This is a genomic window from Iodobacter sp. BJB302, assembly GCF_002735645.1.
GTDB lineage: Bacteria > Pseudomonadota > Gammaproteobacteria > Burkholderiales > Chitinibacteraceae > Iodobacter.
In genome coordinates this window covers 26,401-41,469 of sequence record NZ_PDZG01000029.1, presented here as the reverse complement: position 1 = coordinate 41,469, position 15,069 = coordinate 26,401, and the positions used below count along the sequence as shown (strand labels likewise).

19 protein-coding genes and 2 pseudogenes are annotated in these 15,069 nt (G+C 54.6%); 20 read left to right on the top strand and 1 reads right to left on the bottom strand.

Annotated elements, in window-relative coordinates; genetic code table 11:
* The first annotated feature begins 129 nt into the window (after positions 1 to 129).
* The 12 genes and pseudogenes from CSQ88_RS11060 (at position 130) to CSQ88_RS11010 (ending at position 6,052) form a co-directional block, all read left to right on the top strand.
* Complete coding sequence (locus CSQ88_RS11060; RefSeq protein WP_099398162.1) at positions 130 to 918, top strand: GPO family capsid scaffolding protein; 789 nt, start codon at positions 130 to 132, stop codon at positions 916 to 918.
* Positions 919 to 949: 31 nt separating this feature from the next.
* On the top strand, positions 950 to 2,050 hold the full coding sequence (locus CSQ88_RS11055; protein ID WP_099398161.1) for a phage major capsid protein, P2 family: 1,101 nt from the start codon (positions 950 to 952) through the stop codon (positions 2,048 to 2,050).
* A 29-nt stretch (positions 2,051 to 2,079) separates the two neighbouring features.
* Positions 2,080 to 2,700: a phage terminase small subunit gene (gene gpM / locus CSQ88_RS11050; protein ID WP_099398160.1), complete on the top strand. Its 621-nt coding sequence runs from the start codon at positions 2,080 to 2,082 to the stop codon at positions 2,698 to 2,700.
* A gap of 103 nt (positions 2,701 to 2,803) precedes the next feature.
* On the top strand, positions 2,804 to 3,271 hold the full coding sequence (locus tag CSQ88_RS11045) for a head completion/stabilization protein (RefSeq protein WP_099398159.1): 468 nt from the start codon (positions 2,804 to 2,806) through the stop codon (positions 3,269 to 3,271).
* Positions 3,271 to 3,477: a tail protein X gene (locus CSQ88_RS11040; protein WP_099398158.1), complete on the top strand. Its 207-nt coding sequence runs from the start codon at positions 3,271 to 3,273 to the stop codon at positions 3,475 to 3,477. The genes CSQ88_RS11045 and CSQ88_RS11040 overlap by 1 nt, the downstream gene beginning before the upstream one ends.
* Before the next feature lie 4 nt (positions 3,478 to 3,481).
* Positions 3,482 to 3,850 carry a putative holin gene (locus CSQ88_RS11035; protein ID WP_099398157.1) on the top strand — a complete coding sequence of 123 codons (369 nt, stop codon included), beginning with the start codon at positions 3,482 to 3,484 and terminating at the stop codon, positions 3,848 to 3,850.
* Positions 3,790 to 4,083 (top strand): annotated as a pseudogene (locus CSQ88_RS23670) (phage holin family protein); the annotation flags it as partial. The gene CSQ88_RS11035 and the pseudogene CSQ88_RS23670, both read left to right, overlap by 61 nt.
* Before the next feature lie 64 nt (positions 4,084 to 4,147).
* A complete protein-coding gene (locus CSQ88_RS11025) occupies positions 4,148 to 4,612 on the top strand; it encodes a D-Ala-D-Ala carboxypeptidase family metallohydrolase (protein WP_099398155.1) in 465 nt (154 codons plus the stop codon).
* A pseudogene (gene lysB / locus CSQ88_RS11020) lies at positions 4,609 to 5,010 on the top strand (Rz-like lysis system protein LysB); the annotation flags it as partial. The gene CSQ88_RS11025 and the pseudogene lysB, both read left to right, overlap by 4 nt.
* Entirely contained in the window at positions 4,934 to 5,149 is a 216-nt protein-coding gene (lysC, locus tag CSQ88_RS23665) for an Rz1-like lysis system protein LysC (RefSeq protein WP_374700465.1), read from the top strand. The pseudogene lysB and the gene lysC, both read left to right, overlap by 77 nt.
* The gene (locus CSQ88_RS11015; protein WP_099398153.1) at positions 5,142 to 5,603 is read left to right on the top strand and encodes a phage tail protein; all 462 of its coding nucleotides are present in this window, start codon (positions 5,142 to 5,144) and stop codon (positions 5,601 to 5,603) included. The genes lysC and CSQ88_RS11015 overlap by 8 nt, the downstream gene beginning before the upstream one ends.
* Complete coding sequence (locus tag CSQ88_RS11010; RefSeq protein WP_099398152.1) at positions 5,600 to 6,052, top strand: phage virion morphogenesis protein; 453 nt, start codon at positions 5,600 to 5,602, stop codon at positions 6,050 to 6,052. Before CSQ88_RS11015 ends, CSQ88_RS11010 begins: the two co-directional genes overlap by 4 nt.
* 64 nt (positions 6,053 to 6,116) lie before the next feature.
* On the opposite strand, the gene CSQ88_RS11005 is transcribed toward CSQ88_RS11010, so the two are convergent.
* On the bottom strand, positions 6,117 to 8,135 hold the full coding sequence (locus tag CSQ88_RS11005; protein ID WP_218963071.1) for a tetratricopeptide repeat protein: 2,019 nt from the start codon (positions 8,133 to 8,135) through the stop codon (positions 6,117 to 6,119).
* Between the two features lie 154 nt (positions 8,136 to 8,289).
* Here CSQ88_RS11005 and CSQ88_RS11000 point away from each other — a divergent pair, with 154 nt between their 5' ends.
* The 8 genes from CSQ88_RS11000 (at position 8,290) to CSQ88_RS10965 (ending at position 15,058) form a co-directional block, all read left to right on the top strand.
* Positions 8,290 to 9,006, top strand: coding sequence for a phage baseplate assembly protein V (locus CSQ88_RS11000; protein WP_218963070.1), 717 nt, complete (start codon positions 8,290 to 8,292; stop codon positions 9,004 to 9,006).
* Complete coding sequence (locus CSQ88_RS10995; protein ID WP_099398150.1) at positions 9,006 to 9,356, top strand: GPW/gp25 family protein; 351 nt, start codon at positions 9,006 to 9,008, stop codon at positions 9,354 to 9,356. Before CSQ88_RS11000 ends, CSQ88_RS10995 begins: the two co-directional genes overlap by 1 nt.
* A gap of 3 nt (positions 9,357 to 9,359) precedes the next feature.
* Positions 9,360 to 10,259, top strand: a complete 900-nt coding sequence (locus tag CSQ88_RS10990; protein WP_099398149.1) for a baseplate J/gp47 family protein — start codon at positions 9,360 to 9,362, stop codon at positions 10,257 to 10,259.
* On the top strand, positions 10,252 to 10,800 hold the full coding sequence (locus tag CSQ88_RS10985; protein WP_099398148.1) for a phage tail protein I: 549 nt from the start codon (positions 10,252 to 10,254) through the stop codon (positions 10,798 to 10,800). The genes CSQ88_RS10990 and CSQ88_RS10985 overlap by 8 nt, the downstream gene beginning before the upstream one ends.
* Positions 10,797 to 12,704: a phage tail protein gene (locus CSQ88_RS10980; protein WP_099398147.1), complete on the top strand. Its 1,908-nt coding sequence runs from the start codon at positions 10,797 to 10,799 to the stop codon at positions 12,702 to 12,704. Before CSQ88_RS10985 ends, CSQ88_RS10980 begins: the two co-directional genes overlap by 4 nt.
* A gap of 4 nt (positions 12,705 to 12,708) precedes the next feature.
* Positions 12,709 to 13,269, top strand: a complete 561-nt coding sequence (locus CSQ88_RS10975; RefSeq protein WP_099398146.1) for a hypothetical protein — start codon at positions 12,709 to 12,711, stop codon at positions 13,267 to 13,269.
* Between the two features lie 91 nt (positions 13,270 to 13,360).
* Entirely contained in the window at positions 13,361 to 14,533 is a 1,173-nt protein-coding gene (locus CSQ88_RS10970; protein WP_099398175.1) for a phage tail sheath protein, read from the top strand.
* 15 nt (positions 14,534 to 14,548) lie between these two features.
* The gene (locus tag CSQ88_RS10965; protein ID WP_099398145.1) at positions 14,549 to 15,058 is read left to right on the top strand and encodes a phage major tail tube protein; all 510 of its coding nucleotides are present in this window, start codon (positions 14,549 to 14,551) and stop codon (positions 15,056 to 15,058) included.
* The last annotated feature ends 11 nt before the right edge of the window (positions 15,059 to 15,069 follow it).

The following is a 15,069-nucleotide window of genomic DNA, read 5'->3' as shown; positions in this document are numbered from 1 at the left end:
GCTGTATTTTGTTGGCTTTTGTGGCTTGGCGATTCACACCGAAAGCAAATTGATGACCCTTTCTTTTGTGGCGATAGTGGGTGCCTTCAGGAATTAACCCCGCTATTCAATCAAACCGCAGAAGGGTCTATGGACAAAAAATTTAAATCGTTTCGGGTCGCTACCGAAGGCGCAACCACCGATGGCCGCACCATTACCCGCGCATGGCTCAGCCAGATGGCAAAGAACTACAACCCGGCTACTTTCGGGGCGCGGGTGAATATGGAGCATATCCGGGGCATTTACCCGGACAGCGCTTTTAAATCCTATGGCGATGTGGTGGCGCTGGAAGCCAAAGAAATCGACGGCAAGATGGCCCTGTTTGCCACGATTGACCCTACCCCCGAACTGGTGGCGATGAATCAGAACCGCCAGAAGGTTTACACCTCCATCGAGTGTGACCCCGACTTTGCAGATACGGGCGAAGCCTACTTAACCGGCTTAGCCGTCACCGATAACCCTGCCAGCCTGGGTACATCGATGTTGCAGTTTTCTGCCTCTGCCGGTGGTGCCAGCCCGCTGATGGCCCGCAAAACCAATAAAAACTGCCTATTTACCAATGCCATCGAGTTTGCGCTCGAAGAAGAAGGAACGCACACCGTGTCGATGCTGGAATCTGTAAAGAAGATCTTTTCTAAAAAAGCAGAAAAAGAAAACCTGCAATTTGCAGATATCCAGCAGGCATTAGAAGCCATCGCCGAGCAAACCGCAGAAAACAATGATGGCTTTCGCACCATGACCTGCCGCATCGATGAATTAAAAAACGAAATGGCCGAATTGCGCGAATTCAAATCAAAGATTGAAAACGAGCCCAGCCATTTATCTGGCGGACGGGATCGCGCTACCGGCGGTGCGGTTGAATTACTCACAGATTGCTAATTAAAAAAACAAATAAAAGGAAATCGAATTTATGCGTAATGACACGCGACTCGTTTATGAAAAGTTTGAAAAACAAATTGCCAACCTGAATCATGTAGGCGATATCAGCAAGACCTTCTCCGTCGATCCATCGGTACAGCAAAAACTTGAAAACCGCGTCCAGCTTTCCAGCTTATTCCTCAGCAAAATTAATATGCCTGGCGTCACCGAGCAGGAAGGCGAGAAGCTGGGGCTGGGGCTCACCGGCACCATTGCAGGCCGAACCAATACAAAAAAGGGACCGCGTAAACCACGCGATGTATCCGATTTAAGTTCTGGCCGTTACCGCTGTGTACAAACCAACTTTGATACCGGCATTAACTACCCCAAGCTGGATATGTGGGCCAAGTTCCCCGACTTCCAGGCCAAGCTGCGCAACCTGATTGTGAATCAGCAGTCGCTGGATCGAATCATGATCGGCCTGAATGGCGTATCTGTCGCCGAAGAAACCGACCGCGAAAAATTCCCGCTTTTGCAGGACGTGAACATCGGCTGGCTGCAACAGTACCGCGACCATGCGCCGACCAATGTCATGGCCGAAGGCCAGCCCGCATCGGGCAAGATCACCGTCGGGGCAACCACGGTAAAAGCTGAAGACGGCACCATCTGGAAAACAGAGAACGGCGACTACCTGAACTTAGACGCTCTCGTTTTTGATGCCATCAATACGCTGATCCACCCGCAGTTCCGCGAGAACCCGCAGCTGGTGGTGATCACCTCCAGCGAATTACTGGTCGATAAATACTTCCCTAAGATCAACAAAGACCACGCCCCGACCGAAGAAATGGCGATGGATATGCTGATCAGCCAAAAACGGGTAGGTGGCCTCCCTGCTGTGACCGTGCCTTTCTTTCCTAAGGGCGCAATGATGATTACGACGCTTTCCAATTTGTCGCTGTACTGGCAAATCGGCGGACGTCGCCGTCATGTGCGGGAAGAGCCGGATTACAACCAGATCGCCAATTACGAAAGCTCGAATGATGCTTACGTAGTGGAAGTGTACGAAGCCGGTTGCCTGATTGAAAACATCGAGCTGCTGCCGACTGAGCGCACCGAAGCCGCGCCCATCGATCCACCTAAAGGCGGTGCGTAATCAGCCCGGCCAAAGCCCACTTGTTGCGAATGACTGCCGCGCAAGTATCGGCTCACCACCCGCTGGCCAATGCCAGCGGCTATGAACTGATGCTTTCCAAACTCGCGGGCGACAAGCGACGGCTGAAACAGATCCAGTCCCTTAGCCGCAAGATCGACGCCAAGCGCGAAATGCTGCCCGATTACGCGCCATGGATCAGCGGCGCTTTATCCGCCCAGGGCGGCGGGCAGGATGAAGTGCTGATGACGGTCATGGTGTGGATGATCGACACCGGCAACTTCAGCGCCGCCCTGCCGATTGTGCGCTATGCGATCAGGCATCAATTGATTCTGCCGGATCAGTACCAGCGCACCTTAGCCTGCCTGGTGGTGGAAGAAATGGCCGATACCGCCATGAATGGCCGGGCATTGGGCGAAATCATCGATGTAGCCGGGCTGCAAGAGATTGCCGAAATCACCCAAGCCGAAGATATGCCCGACCAGGTGAAGGCCAAGCTGTTTAAGGCCATTGCTTACGGCTTATCCGAGCAAGACAAACCCGCTGCCGCCAGTTATTTCCGGCAAGCCTTAGCCCTGCACCCCAAGTGCGGCGTGATTAAGGATCTGGAACGGCTGGAGCGGGAAATGAAGAACAAGGCCGCTGAAAAGTAGCCGACCGGGCGAACCCCGCAGCGAGAGGCAGGGGGAGGCGAAACCTTTTAAGGTTTTTCAAATCCCCCTCCACCTCTTCTTTGAAAGAGAAGAAGGGCAAAACATGGGATTTATTGCAGCACAAAAAAACGATGACATCTTAGAACCCATTATCAAGAACAGCGGCTTCTGGCCGGATATTGATATGGCCGACGCACAGCTCAGCCTGCGCCTGGATGGCACCGTCACCCCGCCGCGCTTAAAGATGGCGCTGATTGCCGCGATGGCCAGCGCCAATCAAGATCTGCGCAAGTACAAAGCGACGCAAATCGGGCAGGGGTTTAGCGACCTGATCGAGGTGGACAGCGACACCATCGACGGCCAGCACATCTTAGTCGGGCATTACATCCGCGCGGTGTATTGCTTAGCCAAAGCCAGCCTGACCGAACGCTACCGCGATTTTGACAGTACCGGCGACGGCCACAACAAGACCGGCCAGCTCAGCGACCCCATCGAGGATTTAAACCGCGACGCACGCTGGGCGATTCGGGATCTGATCGGCAGCGCCCGCGCTTCGGTCGAGTTGCTCTGATGCAGGTGATGGCCCGCCAGGGCGATACGCTGGACGAGATCTGCTTTCGGGTTTATGGCAAAACCGCTGGCATGACCGAGGCGGTGCTGGCTGCCAATCACCGGCTGGCCGATATGGGGCCGGTGCTCACAATGGGTACCGTGATCGAACTGCCCGATATCCGCCCGCCCGAATCTAAAAAAACCATCATCCAACTATGGGACTAAACCAATGACCGAACCCATTACCGGCACCGCCGCCTCTTTTACCGTGTTTTTACTCACCATTGCGGGGCTGTTCTCAGGCATCCAGGCCGACGTACTGATGGGCAGCTTTGCAGGGGCGGTGGTGTTTATCATGACCGCGCAAAAGCTCAGCGTTTTACAGAAGATTGTTTTCTTTCTGACGTCCTTTGTGGCCGGTTGCGTGGCCGCCAAACTGGTGGCGGATCTGATCGCCATCCCCCTGCCCGCTTCGATTGTGGTCAGTGAAGGCATCGGCGCACTGATCGCGGGTGCGATCAGTATGAAGCTGCTGCAATGGCTGATTGTGCGGGCCGAACACCCCGAGGACTTGCTCAATATCGGGGGCAAGAAATGAACCTCTATTTACTTATCAGCGTGCTGGCCTGCGCTTTAGCCGCGCTGTGTATTGCTTTGTTTAATCGAAACAGCAAAGCCCATAGCTTAGGCATTTCTATTTTTGCTTATGGCTTAACCGTTTATTACGGCCTGACTGCCATCCGCCTGCTGATGGGGATCATGCCAACCAGCCCAATACACACCTTTTTGCTGTTGTTTAGTGGTGTTTATTTCTGCTTTAAGCGCGGCAACGTCAGCGATTTATGGGCGGCTTTGGCATGGCCCATCCAGAAATTATTCAACAAGGAGCATCACATTGAACACCTCGCCCCAGCTCTCCCCACACTTCAGCCTGCGCGAATTTACCGCCAGCGCCACCGCCGACCGGCTCAGGATCGACAACAGCCTGCCCGACGCGCTGCGAGACAACGCGACCCACACCTGCGAGCAATTAGAAAAAGTGCGGCGGCTACTCGACAATCATCCGGTCGTTATCACTAGCGGCTGGCGTGCTCCTGCATTAAACAAGGCGGTAGGAGGCAGCGCCAGCAGCGATCACGCCACCGCCCGCGCCGTAGATATTCACTGCCCGAAGTTTGGTACGGCCAGAACGATTGCCAGGGTATTGGCCGCCTCTGATATCGAGTTCGATCAATTGATTTTAGAGTCCCCCACGCTGCCGGGCGCATGGGTGCATATCGGCTTTCGTAAAGGTGCCAACCGGCGGCAAGTGCTGACCAAGTTTGCCGGGGATAAAACCTATTACGCGGGGATTAAATGAACCGACTCACCGCCCTTGCCCTTATCGCTTTGTGCTGCCTATCCGCGCTACTGATTGCCATCAATTTGCACCAGGGCCAGCAGCACAAAGCCGAGCTACTGCAAATTGAGCTAAGCGCCAGCGAACAAGACAAGGCCCGGCAAGCGGCCTTGCTTGAGCAGCTTTACCAAGTCAGCAGCGACAACGACAGCGCCCAAGCCGATTTACGCAGCAGCCTTGAAAGCGTCAACACCGCCCTCCTTAAAAACAAACGCGCGATGGAGCAACTTAAACATGAAAGCAAAGAAGTCAGGGATTGGGCTGATACTCGCCTGCCTGCTGATGTTATCCGCCTGCGCCAGCGCCCCGAAATCACCAGCGGTGCAGCTTATCGGGATTGGCTGTCCCAGCGTGACAGCCTGCCGCCTGCCAGCGAGCCAGGCCAGGACCAACGGCGAACTGAGTCTGGCGATTGATGATCTGGAAGCCGCATGGCACAGCTGCGCGGCGCAGGTCGATATGATCCAAAGCTGCCAAGCGAAAATGAAGCATGATTAAGCCCGCCGACCTGCGCGAATACCTCTCTAAAACGGTGCGCCACCTTGCCCACAACCCCGATAAGCTCGCCGTCTTTATTGATGAAGGCAAGCTGATTGCTACAGCGGGCAAGTCGCTTTCTTTTGAATATCAATACACGCTGAACGCCATCATTCAGGATTACGCCGACCACCCCGACACCATCATGGTGCCGGTACTGGCTTGGGTCAGCAGCAATCAGCCCGAGCTGTTTAGTAATGTCGATAAACGCCAAAACGGCATCAGCTTTGAAGCGGATATCCTGAACCACGACACCCTCGACCTTTCGATCAAGATCAACTTAACCGAGCGCGTGGTGGTGCGAGAGGTAGATGGCAAGCCCGTCATTACCCATTACGGCGAGCCACCGCCGGATGAATACGCGGGCAAAGACTGGGCTTCATTCCTGCGCGATCAGCCGTGGCCAGTTAAATGAGCGACAACCTTAAAGCGCTGGAAGGCTGGGCTTCGGGCTTGCTTGGCAATCTAGACGCCAAAGCATTACGCGGCATGAATAAGCGCCTCGCTGCCGAACTGCGCAAACGCCAGCAAGCCCACATCGCCGCCAATCAAAACCCGGACGGCACGCCCTACGCCCCGCGCTTACCTCAGATGCGTAAAAAAGGCGGACGGATTAAGCGCAAAATGTTTACCAAGCTGCGCACCGCCCGCCACCTTAAAACCCAAAGCACCGCCAACGGGGCCGCCGTATATTTCAGCCCCAGCGCCAACCGCCTGGCCAGCGTTCACCAGTTTGGCTTGCTTGATACGGTCAACGCCAGGCACGGCATCAGGCACAGATACGCCGCCCGCGTCTTGCTGGGGTTTAGCCAAAGCGATGATGAACTGATCACCAAGATGATACTAAATCAACTAATCAGCTAGGCACACCGCCAAACAGCTAACGAAAAAAAACCGCTCAAGCCAGAGCGGTTTTTTGTTTGAAGAATTATTTGGCCGTTTCCAGATAGGCCGCAATTGCCTTACTTAAATTATTCGGTTTGGCAATTTCAATGCTTAGCTGCTGACCGGCTTCAATTTGCTTAGGCGTGATCTTCTTTAAAGAAATCTCCCTGTACTTTGCCCCATGGCTTACTTCACCTAGTACAGAAAGGCTGAATAACGCATAAGCAACAACCCAGTTCTGAGGTACGCCTTTACCTCTGGCGTACATCACGCCGAGGTTATTTTGTCCGGCGGAATTGCCTTGCTCAGCCGCTTTGAAAAACCAGCTTAGCGCTTGTGTATCATCCTGCGGTACGCCTTGTCCCTTTGCATACATTCCGCCGAGATTAGCTTGTGCCGAAGCGCTACCTTGAACCGCAGCCTTAAGATACCAGCTAACTGCTTGGATATTGTTCTGCTCCACGCCTTGGCCTCTCTCGTACATCCCACCAAGATTAGTTTGCGCCTGAACATCGCCTTGAGCAGCGGCCTTGTTATACCAACTTACGGCCAGGGCATCATCCTGCACCACACCTTCACCTTTTTCGTATATTAAGCCAAGGTTAAATTGAGCCTTATCATGACCTTGCTCTGCGGCTTTACGATACCAACTTACGATTTGTGCTTTGTCATGTAAAACGCTGTCGTAGTTGTCATACAACACACCAAGACTATATTGTGCAATAGCCAAGCCTTGCTCAGCAGCCTGACGAATCCAACTCACTGCTTGAGCAATGTCTTTGGCTACCCCAAGCCCCTTTTCATACATGACACCAAGGTCGTATTGAGCTGTAGCATCTCCTTGCTCTGCAGCTTTGCGATACCAATTCACCGCTTGAACATCGTCCTGCGGCACACCCTTTCCATTAGCATACATCCGGCCGAGATAGAATTGCGCTTTGACTTTGCCTTGCTTAGCGGCCTTGCTATACCAGATTGCAGCTTGGGCATCGTCTTGGGGCACACCTTTACCATTAGCATACATCCGGCCGAGGTTGAATTGCGCGTCGACATCGTTTTGTTCAGCAGCCTTGCGATACCAGCTTACCGCTTGGGCATTGTCTTGGCGCACTCCTGTACCATTTTCATACATCCGGCCGAGGTTGAATTGCGCGTCGACATCGCTTTGTTCAGCAGCCTTGCGATACCAGCTTACCGCTTGGGCATTGTCTTGGCGCACTCCTGTACCATTTTCATACATACGGCCCAGTCTGTTTTGCGCGTGAGCATCGTCTTGCTCGGCGGCCTTGCGATACCAACTTACAGCCAGATCAAAATTCTGTAGCTCGCCCTTGCTGATTTCATACATCCTGCCAAGGTTGTATTGCGCGTCGACATTACCTTGTTCTGCAGCTTTGCGATACCAGCTTACAGCTTGTACATCATCTCGGGGTATGCCTTGAGCATTAGCATACATCCAGCCAAGATTGTATTGCGCTTTGGCATGGCCTTGCTCAGCGGACTTACGATACCAACTCTCTGACTGAATATAATCCTGCGGTACGCCTTCACCATTGCCATACCTCAGGCCAAGATCATATTGAGCTACTGCATCGCCTTGCTCAGCAGCTTTACGACACCAGTTTGCGGCTTGGGCATCGTCCTGAGGTACGCCTTTACCCTCGGTGTACATCAAGCTAAGTAGGAATTGCGAGTTGACTTCTCCTTGCTCAGCCGCCTTGCGATACCAAATTACAGCTTGGGAATCACTCTGTGGCACACCACGGCTCGTTTCATACATCGTGCCGAGTGCAAATTGTGCATAGGCATAGCCTTGCTCAGCGGATTTACGATACCAGCTGACAGCTTTGGCAGTATCTTTAACCACACCTTGACCAGCAAGATACATCTGGCCGAGGTTGTATTGCGCTATTGCATTACCTTGCTCAGCAAGCGGCTCAAATTCTTTGAAGGCAAGCGAGAAGTTACCAGCCTTTGCAGCCACTAAGCCTTCATCTAACCCTGCATTTGCCATGGAAATGAAACCAGTAAACAAAGCAGCAACAAGAACCATTCTTTTCATTTTTATTGAGTCCGTTTATGTTCTCGCGGATTGTAATTTAAAAACAATCAACACGTAAGTTTTAATTCTGTTACAGATGTTTATCAAAATATAAAACCTATCTTTGCTTCGCTACGCCTGCCAATCATTGTAAAAACCCGCCTCACACCCGCCCGTGCGTGAACATCGCGCACCGGCGCGGCACTATGGCGGCATGAATCAAACAGCCGAACATTCCCGCATTTTAGAAAGCCTGATCCGCATCGGCACTGTGGCCGAAGTGGATCACACCCACGCCCTCTGCCGTGTGCAAACCGGCGGGCTGCTGACCGACTGGCTGCCATGGCTCACTGCCCGGGCGGGCAAGGTGCGGATCTGGAGTCCGCCCAGCATTGGCGAGCAAGTCGTTTTGTTTAGCCAATCGGGCGAAGTAGGTGCGGGCGTAGTGTTGCCCGGGCTGTTTTCGGATGCGATTACCTCGCCCAGCTCAGCCGCCGCCGTCACTTGCGTGGCCTTTCCAGACGGGGCGCTGGTCAGCTACAACCACGCCAGCGGCGCACTGAGCGCCACCGGCATTCAAACCGCGCTGATTCAAGCCTCGAATCATGTCACCGTCGATTGCCCTGAAACCACCACCACCGGAAATCTGACCGTGGTCGGTGATCTGGTCATTAAGGGCGACAGCACCTTTAAAGGTAAAGCCGATGTGCTGGGCGCATTCAGTTACGCCGCAGGCATGAGCGGTACCGGCGGTGAAGGGGGCGGTGCAACCACGATTACTGGCCCAATCACCCAAAGCGGCGGTGCGATCACCAGTAATGGCGTGGTCTTGCATGACCACACCCACAGCGGCGTGCAGGCAGGCGGTAGCAGCACCGGCGGGCCAACATAATGGCGGGCCTGAACAAGCACAACGGCCATGCGATTGATGATCTGGCCCATATCCAGCAATCCGTGGCCGATGTGCTGACCACACCGCTGGGCAGCCGCCTGATGCGCCGCGACTATGGCTCTGAAATCCCCGCGCTAATCGATCAGCCTTTAAACGGGGCCACCCGCTTACGGGTGATGGCCGCCACCGCCACTGCGCTTAAAAAGTGGGAGCCGCGTATCCGCGCCCAGCGCGTCAATTTAACGCTGGGCGAACAACACGGCGCACTCAGCGTCACGCTGGAAGCCGAGCGCATTGATGGCCCGCGCGGCCAGCAGCCGGTGGCGCTTTCTATTCCTCTGCGAGCCTAAACCATGAAAAGCCAGGAAGTAGACCTCTCCCGCCTGCCCCCGCCCAATCTGATCGAGGCGCTGGATTTTGAAACGATTTTTAAAGAGCGCAAAGCGGCGCTGATTGCGCTCTATCCCGATGCGGCCGCCGTACTGAGTCTGGAATCTGAACCGCTCACCAAGCTGTTACAAGAAAACGCTTACCGCGAATTGATCCAGCGGCAAAGGATTAACGAGCGCGGCGCGGCCTGCATGTTGGCGTTTAGCCAGGGAAGTGATTTAGATCATCTGGTGGCTAATTTTAATGTGAAGCGTTTTGTGATTACGCCCGCTAATCCAAACGCGGTACCGCCCACCGATGCGGTTTTAGAATCCGATGATTCACTCCGCGCACGCGGCCAGCGAGCTTTTGAGGGCTTAAGCGTGGCGGGGCCAAGGTCGGCGTATATCTTTCACGCGCTTTCGGCGGACGCCCGCGTGGCCGACGCCAGCGCCATCAGTCCCCAGCCCTGCGAAGTGGTGGTCAGCGTACTGGCAAACGATGGCGACGGCAGCGCCCCTGCTGATTTGCTCAGCAAAGTCAGGCTGCTGCTATCGGGTGAAGACGTGCGCCCCGTGGGCGACCGGCTTACCGTGCAGTCGGCCCAGATCATCAATTACGCCGTGACGGCGGTTTTATATCTTTACCAAGGCCCAGAAAAAGGCCCGATTTTAGAAGCCGCCCACGCCCAGCTTAAAAAATACATCAGCACCCAGCGCCGCATGGGGCGCGATATCCGGCAATCGGCCATCTTTGCCGCGCTGCATGTGGAAGGCGTGCAGCGGGTCGAACTCGTGTCGCCGGCTAAAGATGTGGTGCTTGATGAAACACAGGCCGCGCACTGCACCGCCGTGGAAATCAGCGTCGGCGGCATCGATGACTAAATCCTTGCTGCCGACCGGATCAAGCAAGCTGGAACGCGCCATCGCCGAGAGCTGCCAGGCCGGGCAAGAACTGCCGATTCTGCTGGCGGCGCTTTGGAATGCCGACACCTGCCCCAAGGCTGCTTTGCCCTATTTAGCCTGGGCATTCTCAGTGGACCGATGGGACGAGCACTGGAGCGAGCCGGTGCAGCGGGAAGTGATCCGCCAATCGTTCTTTGTGCATCAGCACAAGGGCACGATTGGCGCACTTAAGCGCATTGTCGAGCCGCTGGGCTATCGCTTAGAGATCACCGAATGGTGGGAAGAAAACCCCACCGGCCCGCGCGGCACCTTCAGGCTGGAAGTCAAAACCATAGACCAGGGCATTACCGAAGAAACCCAGATCGAGCTGAATTATTTAATCGACGAAGCCAAGCCGCTCTCGCGCCATCTGATCGAAATGAATATCAGCGTCGAGCCGCGCGGCCTGATCTATACCGGCGTCGGCCAATACCAGGGCGAAGTCATCAACATCTATCCCAAGGCAATCGACACCCTATGAGCCAAAAATACTTTGCCATCCTCACCCAATACGGCGCGGCGCAAATTGCCGAAGCCACCGCGCAAAACAAAACCATCCATCTTGAAACCATGGCCGTAGGCGATGGCGGCGGCAACGACACCACCCCCGATGAAAACCAAACCCAACTGGTCAAAGAGAATTACCGCAGCCCTTTAAACTCGCTTAAATCTGAAGCGGGCAAAAACACCGTGATTGCCGAACTCATTATTAAAGAAAATATCGGCGGCTGGTGGATTCGGGAAATGGGGATCTATGACGACAAAGGCGGCCTGATCGCCGTCGCCAATTGCCCTGCCAGCTACAAGCCGCAGTTAGAAGAAGGCTCGGGCAAGGTGCAAACCCTAAGAATGGTGTTTGTCGTCAGCAACACCGCCGCCGTGACGATCAGCGTCAGCCAGGATATTGGGATTGCCAGCATTGAGCTGGTCGAAGAAACCATGAAGCAGCATATTGCCGATGACGACCCGCATTCAAAAGATTACTACAACAAAAAAATCACCGATAAAAGCAATGCCGATTTAAGGCAAGACCTCACCACCACCGCACAGCGCGAAGCCAACCGTGGCCGCGATGAAGCGATCCATCATGCGGACGAAGCAGACACTGCGCATGTCACAGACGAAAACCCGCACGCCGAACACTACTACCTAAAGAATCAAACAAACGAAGTCGTTAATAATGTCATGCGCTCACACCAATCAGCCGAAGACCCGCACCCGCAATACACCACCGAAGGGGAAACCAAGGGGCTGATTCAAGCGCACGTTAAAGAGGCGAACCCGCACAGTGAACACTACTATCTGAAGGAGCAAACAAACGAGGTAGTCAACGATGTAATGCGCTCACATCAATCAGCTGAAGACCCTCATCCTCAGTACAACACTTTTGAGCGTATGCGTGATTTTATTGCTGGGGGGCGTCTGACCGCGTTCAGGGCCAATTCTCAAGTCGGCACGGGGTCATTTGATAGTCAACTGACATCATCTGCCCCCTTATTTGTTGATGCAGGAATGGTTGCAGGCAGCCAATATGCGCCCATAGTAAAACAGTACACCGTCGGAGATGCAGGCTGGGCGGGGCTGGTTTCATTTGGATCGCTTCGTTATTCAGGTAATCAATTTCCTGCTGCGTGTATCTGTATTTCAAGTGATGCAGGAGCCGTTACGACTTGGGAATTTAGGCAGGATGGAGGATTTTATTCCCGATACCATAAAGTCCTAGATGCACAGCAGGCGATTAGTGTAATTGACTGGGATTTTAATGGTGTATCCACGCTGCTGCGCTGGAATCAGTTCGGTAACGGCCATGTGATCTTTGATGCGAGTGCAGGCCGTTCTCCCGTAGGCGCAGGCGTTGGCAATATTGATGCGCGTGTGGGCTGGTCGCCAGGTTATCCCGTACTGATGGGATCAAATGGTTCAGATACCTTTGGCGTTCGAGTAGATGCAGCAAGATACGCGGAAGGCATGGCCGATGGCTCTTTCGGCGTACCAACCGGCGTCCCCGTCCCATGGCCCAGCAATACCCCGCCCGCTGGCTGGATCTTTTTACAGGGCCAGGGCATTAATCCAAACGAAGCACCGATTTTAGCCAGCCTCTATGGTGCCACCCTGCCCGACCTGCGCGGCATGTATATCTCAGGCTGGGACGCGGGGCGCGGTATTGATCCGGGGCGAACCGTATTGAGCTATCAGGCCGCCAATGTAGGCGAGCATCAGCACACCGTCCCCTTTGATGATGGCGGCTGGCTGTCCTACTCGGGCGGCGGCGGGCAGCCCGGCGTTAACTATGTGAGAACCCAACCACGAGCCACGGTCGATGGCCCGCAGGGCAGAACGCACCCGGATAACGTCGCATTTAATTACATCGTACGGTGGGGATAATCCAATGCTGAAGAACACCACAAAACCAGACAACACCCGCCCGGAACAGCGGCCAGAAACAAAACCCTTGCCGCCCGTTTCTTTCGATCAGCACGGCTTTGCCAGCCATGACGGCGTCGTGCCTTGCTTTTGCCACGACACCCGCACGCTCGAATATATCGGCAAGGCTGAAATGTGGGTGTCTAAAGATTGCGGCTTGCCTGCCGGTGCGGTGCTGGATGCGCCTAAAGTTCGGCCCGCTCAAAACAAGGCCATCATTCGGAATCAGGCAGATCAGCGCTGGGCGCTGATTGAAGACTACCGGAAAATGATCGCTTACCAAACCAGCGACGGCGCGGCGCGTTTGCTGGATACATTAGGCCCGATACCTGAAGGCTTCACCCTGCTGCCGTATTTTGAAGGGGCGGTCTGGAATGGCAAAAAATGGATCACCGAAGCTCAGCCCATCCCGCTGGTTTTAGACCCGCCGCCAGTCATCGCTGACGATCAATTGCTCGCCTTAAATGAAAAGGTAGAACGGCTTGAAAGCTTATTAGCGCAGGTTTTAAGTGAAACACCCGCCTAAGCAGTGTCGTTCAAGGCTTCACACTCCCCGGTGAAAGCCAATCCAGCCGTAAACGCTCATGATGGCCCGGTCAATTCAAACCGAGGAAATCATGGGCGATCAATTCCACCATGGCACGCGCGTTATCGAGATTAACGAGGGCACGCGCACCATTCAAACCATCAGTACTGCCGTCATCGGCCTGGTCTGCACCGCCCCCGATGCAGATGCAAAGTTCTTCCCCATCAATCAGCCGGTGCTGATTACCAACGTACAAAAAGCCATTGGCAAAGCAGGCACCAAAGGCACCATGCTGCGCACATTACGTGCCATCGCCAAACAAACCAGCCCGATTGTCGTCATGGTGCGCGTCGAACAAGGCAAAGACGAAAAAGAAACCGAGCAGAACATCATCGGCGGCACCGATGAAACGGGCCGCTTTACCGGCCTTAAAGCTTTGCTCGCGGCCAACAGCATCGTGCATGTCAAACCGCGCATTTTAGGCGTGCCGGGCTACGACACTTTGCTGGTGGCTAACGAGCTGGCAAGCATTTGCCAGAAGCTGCGCGGCTTTGCCTATATCAGCGCCCGTGGCTGCAATAGCGTGGCAGAAGCCCTGGAATACCGCGCCAATTTCGGCCAGCGCGAATTAATGATGATCTGGCCAGACTTTAAGAATCCCAACTGGTCGGGCCTTGATGATGAAGGCCTCGACTTAGCCGTCGCCTACGCCATCGGCTTACGCGCCAAACTGGATAAGGACATCGGCTGGCATAAGACGCTTTCCAATGTGGTGATTAATGGTGTCACCGGCTTAAGCCAGGACGTGTTCTGGGATCTGCAAGACCCGGACACCGACGCGGGCCTCCTGAATAGCAAAGACATCACCACCCTTGTTCGCGCCAAAGGCTTTGTGTTCTGGGGCAACCGTACCCTGTCTGCTGATCCGCTGTTTATGTTTGAGAACTACACCCGCAGCGCCCAGGTGATTGCCGACACCATGGGCGAGGCGCATCTGTGGGCCATCGATCAGCCCATGACGCCATCCTTAGCCAAAGACATTCTGGAAGGGATTAATGCGAAGGGCCGCGCCTGGGTGGCAGCGGGTTACTTGCTGGGCTTTAACGCCTGGCTGGATGTGGAGGCCAACGGGAAAGAGGATCTGAAGGCGGGCAAGCTCACCATCGATTACGACTACACCCCCGTCCCTCCTCTGGAAGACTTAGAGCTGCGCCAGCGCATCACCGATCAATACCTGATGAATTTTAGCGCCAGCGTGGGCTAACAAAGGGGAATCAATATGGCTTTACCAGGTAAGTTAAAAGCCCTCAATGTGTTTATGGATGGGATCAACTTTGCAGGACAGGTAACGGAAGTGACCCTGCCCAAACTCAGCCGCAAGATGGAAGAGTACCGGGGCGGCGGCATGAGCGGCACGGTCGATATCGACCTTGGATTGGAAAAGCTCGAAATGTCGGCGACTTATGGCGGCTTTATGCGCGAAATCCTCGCCCGCTTTGGCGCACCCACACACGACGCGGTGCTGCTGCGCTTTGCCGGTGGCTATCAGCGGGAAGACTCGGAAGAAGTCGATGCGGTCGAGGTGATTGTGCGCGGGCGGCATAAAGAAATCGATATGGGCAGCGCCAAGCCGGGCGACGACACCGAGTTCAAAGTCGCCAGCTCCCTCAGCTATTACAAGCTGACCCTGAACGGCAAAACACTGGTGGAAATCGACACGGTCAACATGATTGAAATCATCGACGGCACCGACCGCCTTGCAAAAATGCGCAGCGCCATTGGCCTGTAATTAAAAGGATT

Coding starts and splice junctions, on each gene's coding strand:
- CSQ88_RS11060 (WP_099398162.1), top strand. CDS start 130: ATGGACAAAAAATTTAAATCGTTTCGGGTCGCTACCGAAGGCGCAACC.
- CSQ88_RS11055 (WP_099398161.1), top strand. CDS start 950: ATGCGTAATGACACGCGACTCGTTTATGAAAAGTTTGAAAAACAAATT.
- gpM (WP_099398160.1), top strand. CDS start 2,080: ATGACTGCCGCGCAAGTATCGGCTCACCACCCGCTGGCCAATGCCAGC.
- CSQ88_RS11045 (WP_099398159.1), top strand. CDS start 2,804: ATGGGATTTATTGCAGCACAAAAAAACGATGACATCTTAGAACCCATT.
- CSQ88_RS11040 (WP_099398158.1), top strand. CDS start 3,271: ATGCAGGTGATGGCCCGCCAGGGCGATACGCTGGACGAGATCTGCTTT.
- CSQ88_RS11035 (WP_099398157.1), top strand. CDS start 3,482: ATGACCGAACCCATTACCGGCACCGCCGCCTCTTTTACCGTGTTTTTA.
- lysC (WP_374700465.1), top strand. CDS start 4,934: ATGTTATCCGCCTGCGCCAGCGCCCCGAAATCACCAGCGGTGCAGCTT.
- CSQ88_RS11015 (WP_099398153.1), top strand. CDS start 5,142: ATGATTAAGCCCGCCGACCTGCGCGAATACCTCTCTAAAACGGTGCGC.
- CSQ88_RS11010 (WP_099398152.1), top strand. CDS start 5,600: ATGAGCGACAACCTTAAAGCGCTGGAAGGCTGGGCTTCGGGCTTGCTT.
- CSQ88_RS11005 (WP_218963071.1), bottom strand. CDS start 8,135: ATGAAAAGAATGGTTCTTGTTGCTGCTTTGTTTACTGGTTTCATTTCC.
- CSQ88_RS10995 (WP_099398150.1), top strand. CDS start 9,006: ATGGCGGGCCTGAACAAGCACAACGGCCATGCGATTGATGATCTGGCC.
- CSQ88_RS10990 (WP_099398149.1), top strand. CDS start 9,360: ATGAAAAGCCAGGAAGTAGACCTCTCCCGCCTGCCCCCGCCCAATCTG.
- CSQ88_RS10985 (WP_099398148.1), top strand. CDS start 10,252: ATGACTAAATCCTTGCTGCCGACCGGATCAAGCAAGCTGGAACGCGCC.
- CSQ88_RS10980 (WP_099398147.1), top strand. CDS start 10,797: ATGAGCCAAAAATACTTTGCCATCCTCACCCAATACGGCGCGGCGCAA.
- CSQ88_RS10975 (WP_099398146.1), top strand. CDS start 12,709: ATGCTGAAGAACACCACAAAACCAGACAACACCCGCCCGGAACAGCGG.
- CSQ88_RS10970 (WP_099398175.1), top strand. CDS start 13,361: ATGGGCGATCAATTCCACCATGGCACGCGCGTTATCGAGATTAACGAG.
- CSQ88_RS10965 (WP_099398145.1), top strand. CDS start 14,549: ATGGCTTTACCAGGTAAGTTAAAAGCCCTCAATGTGTTTATGGATGGG.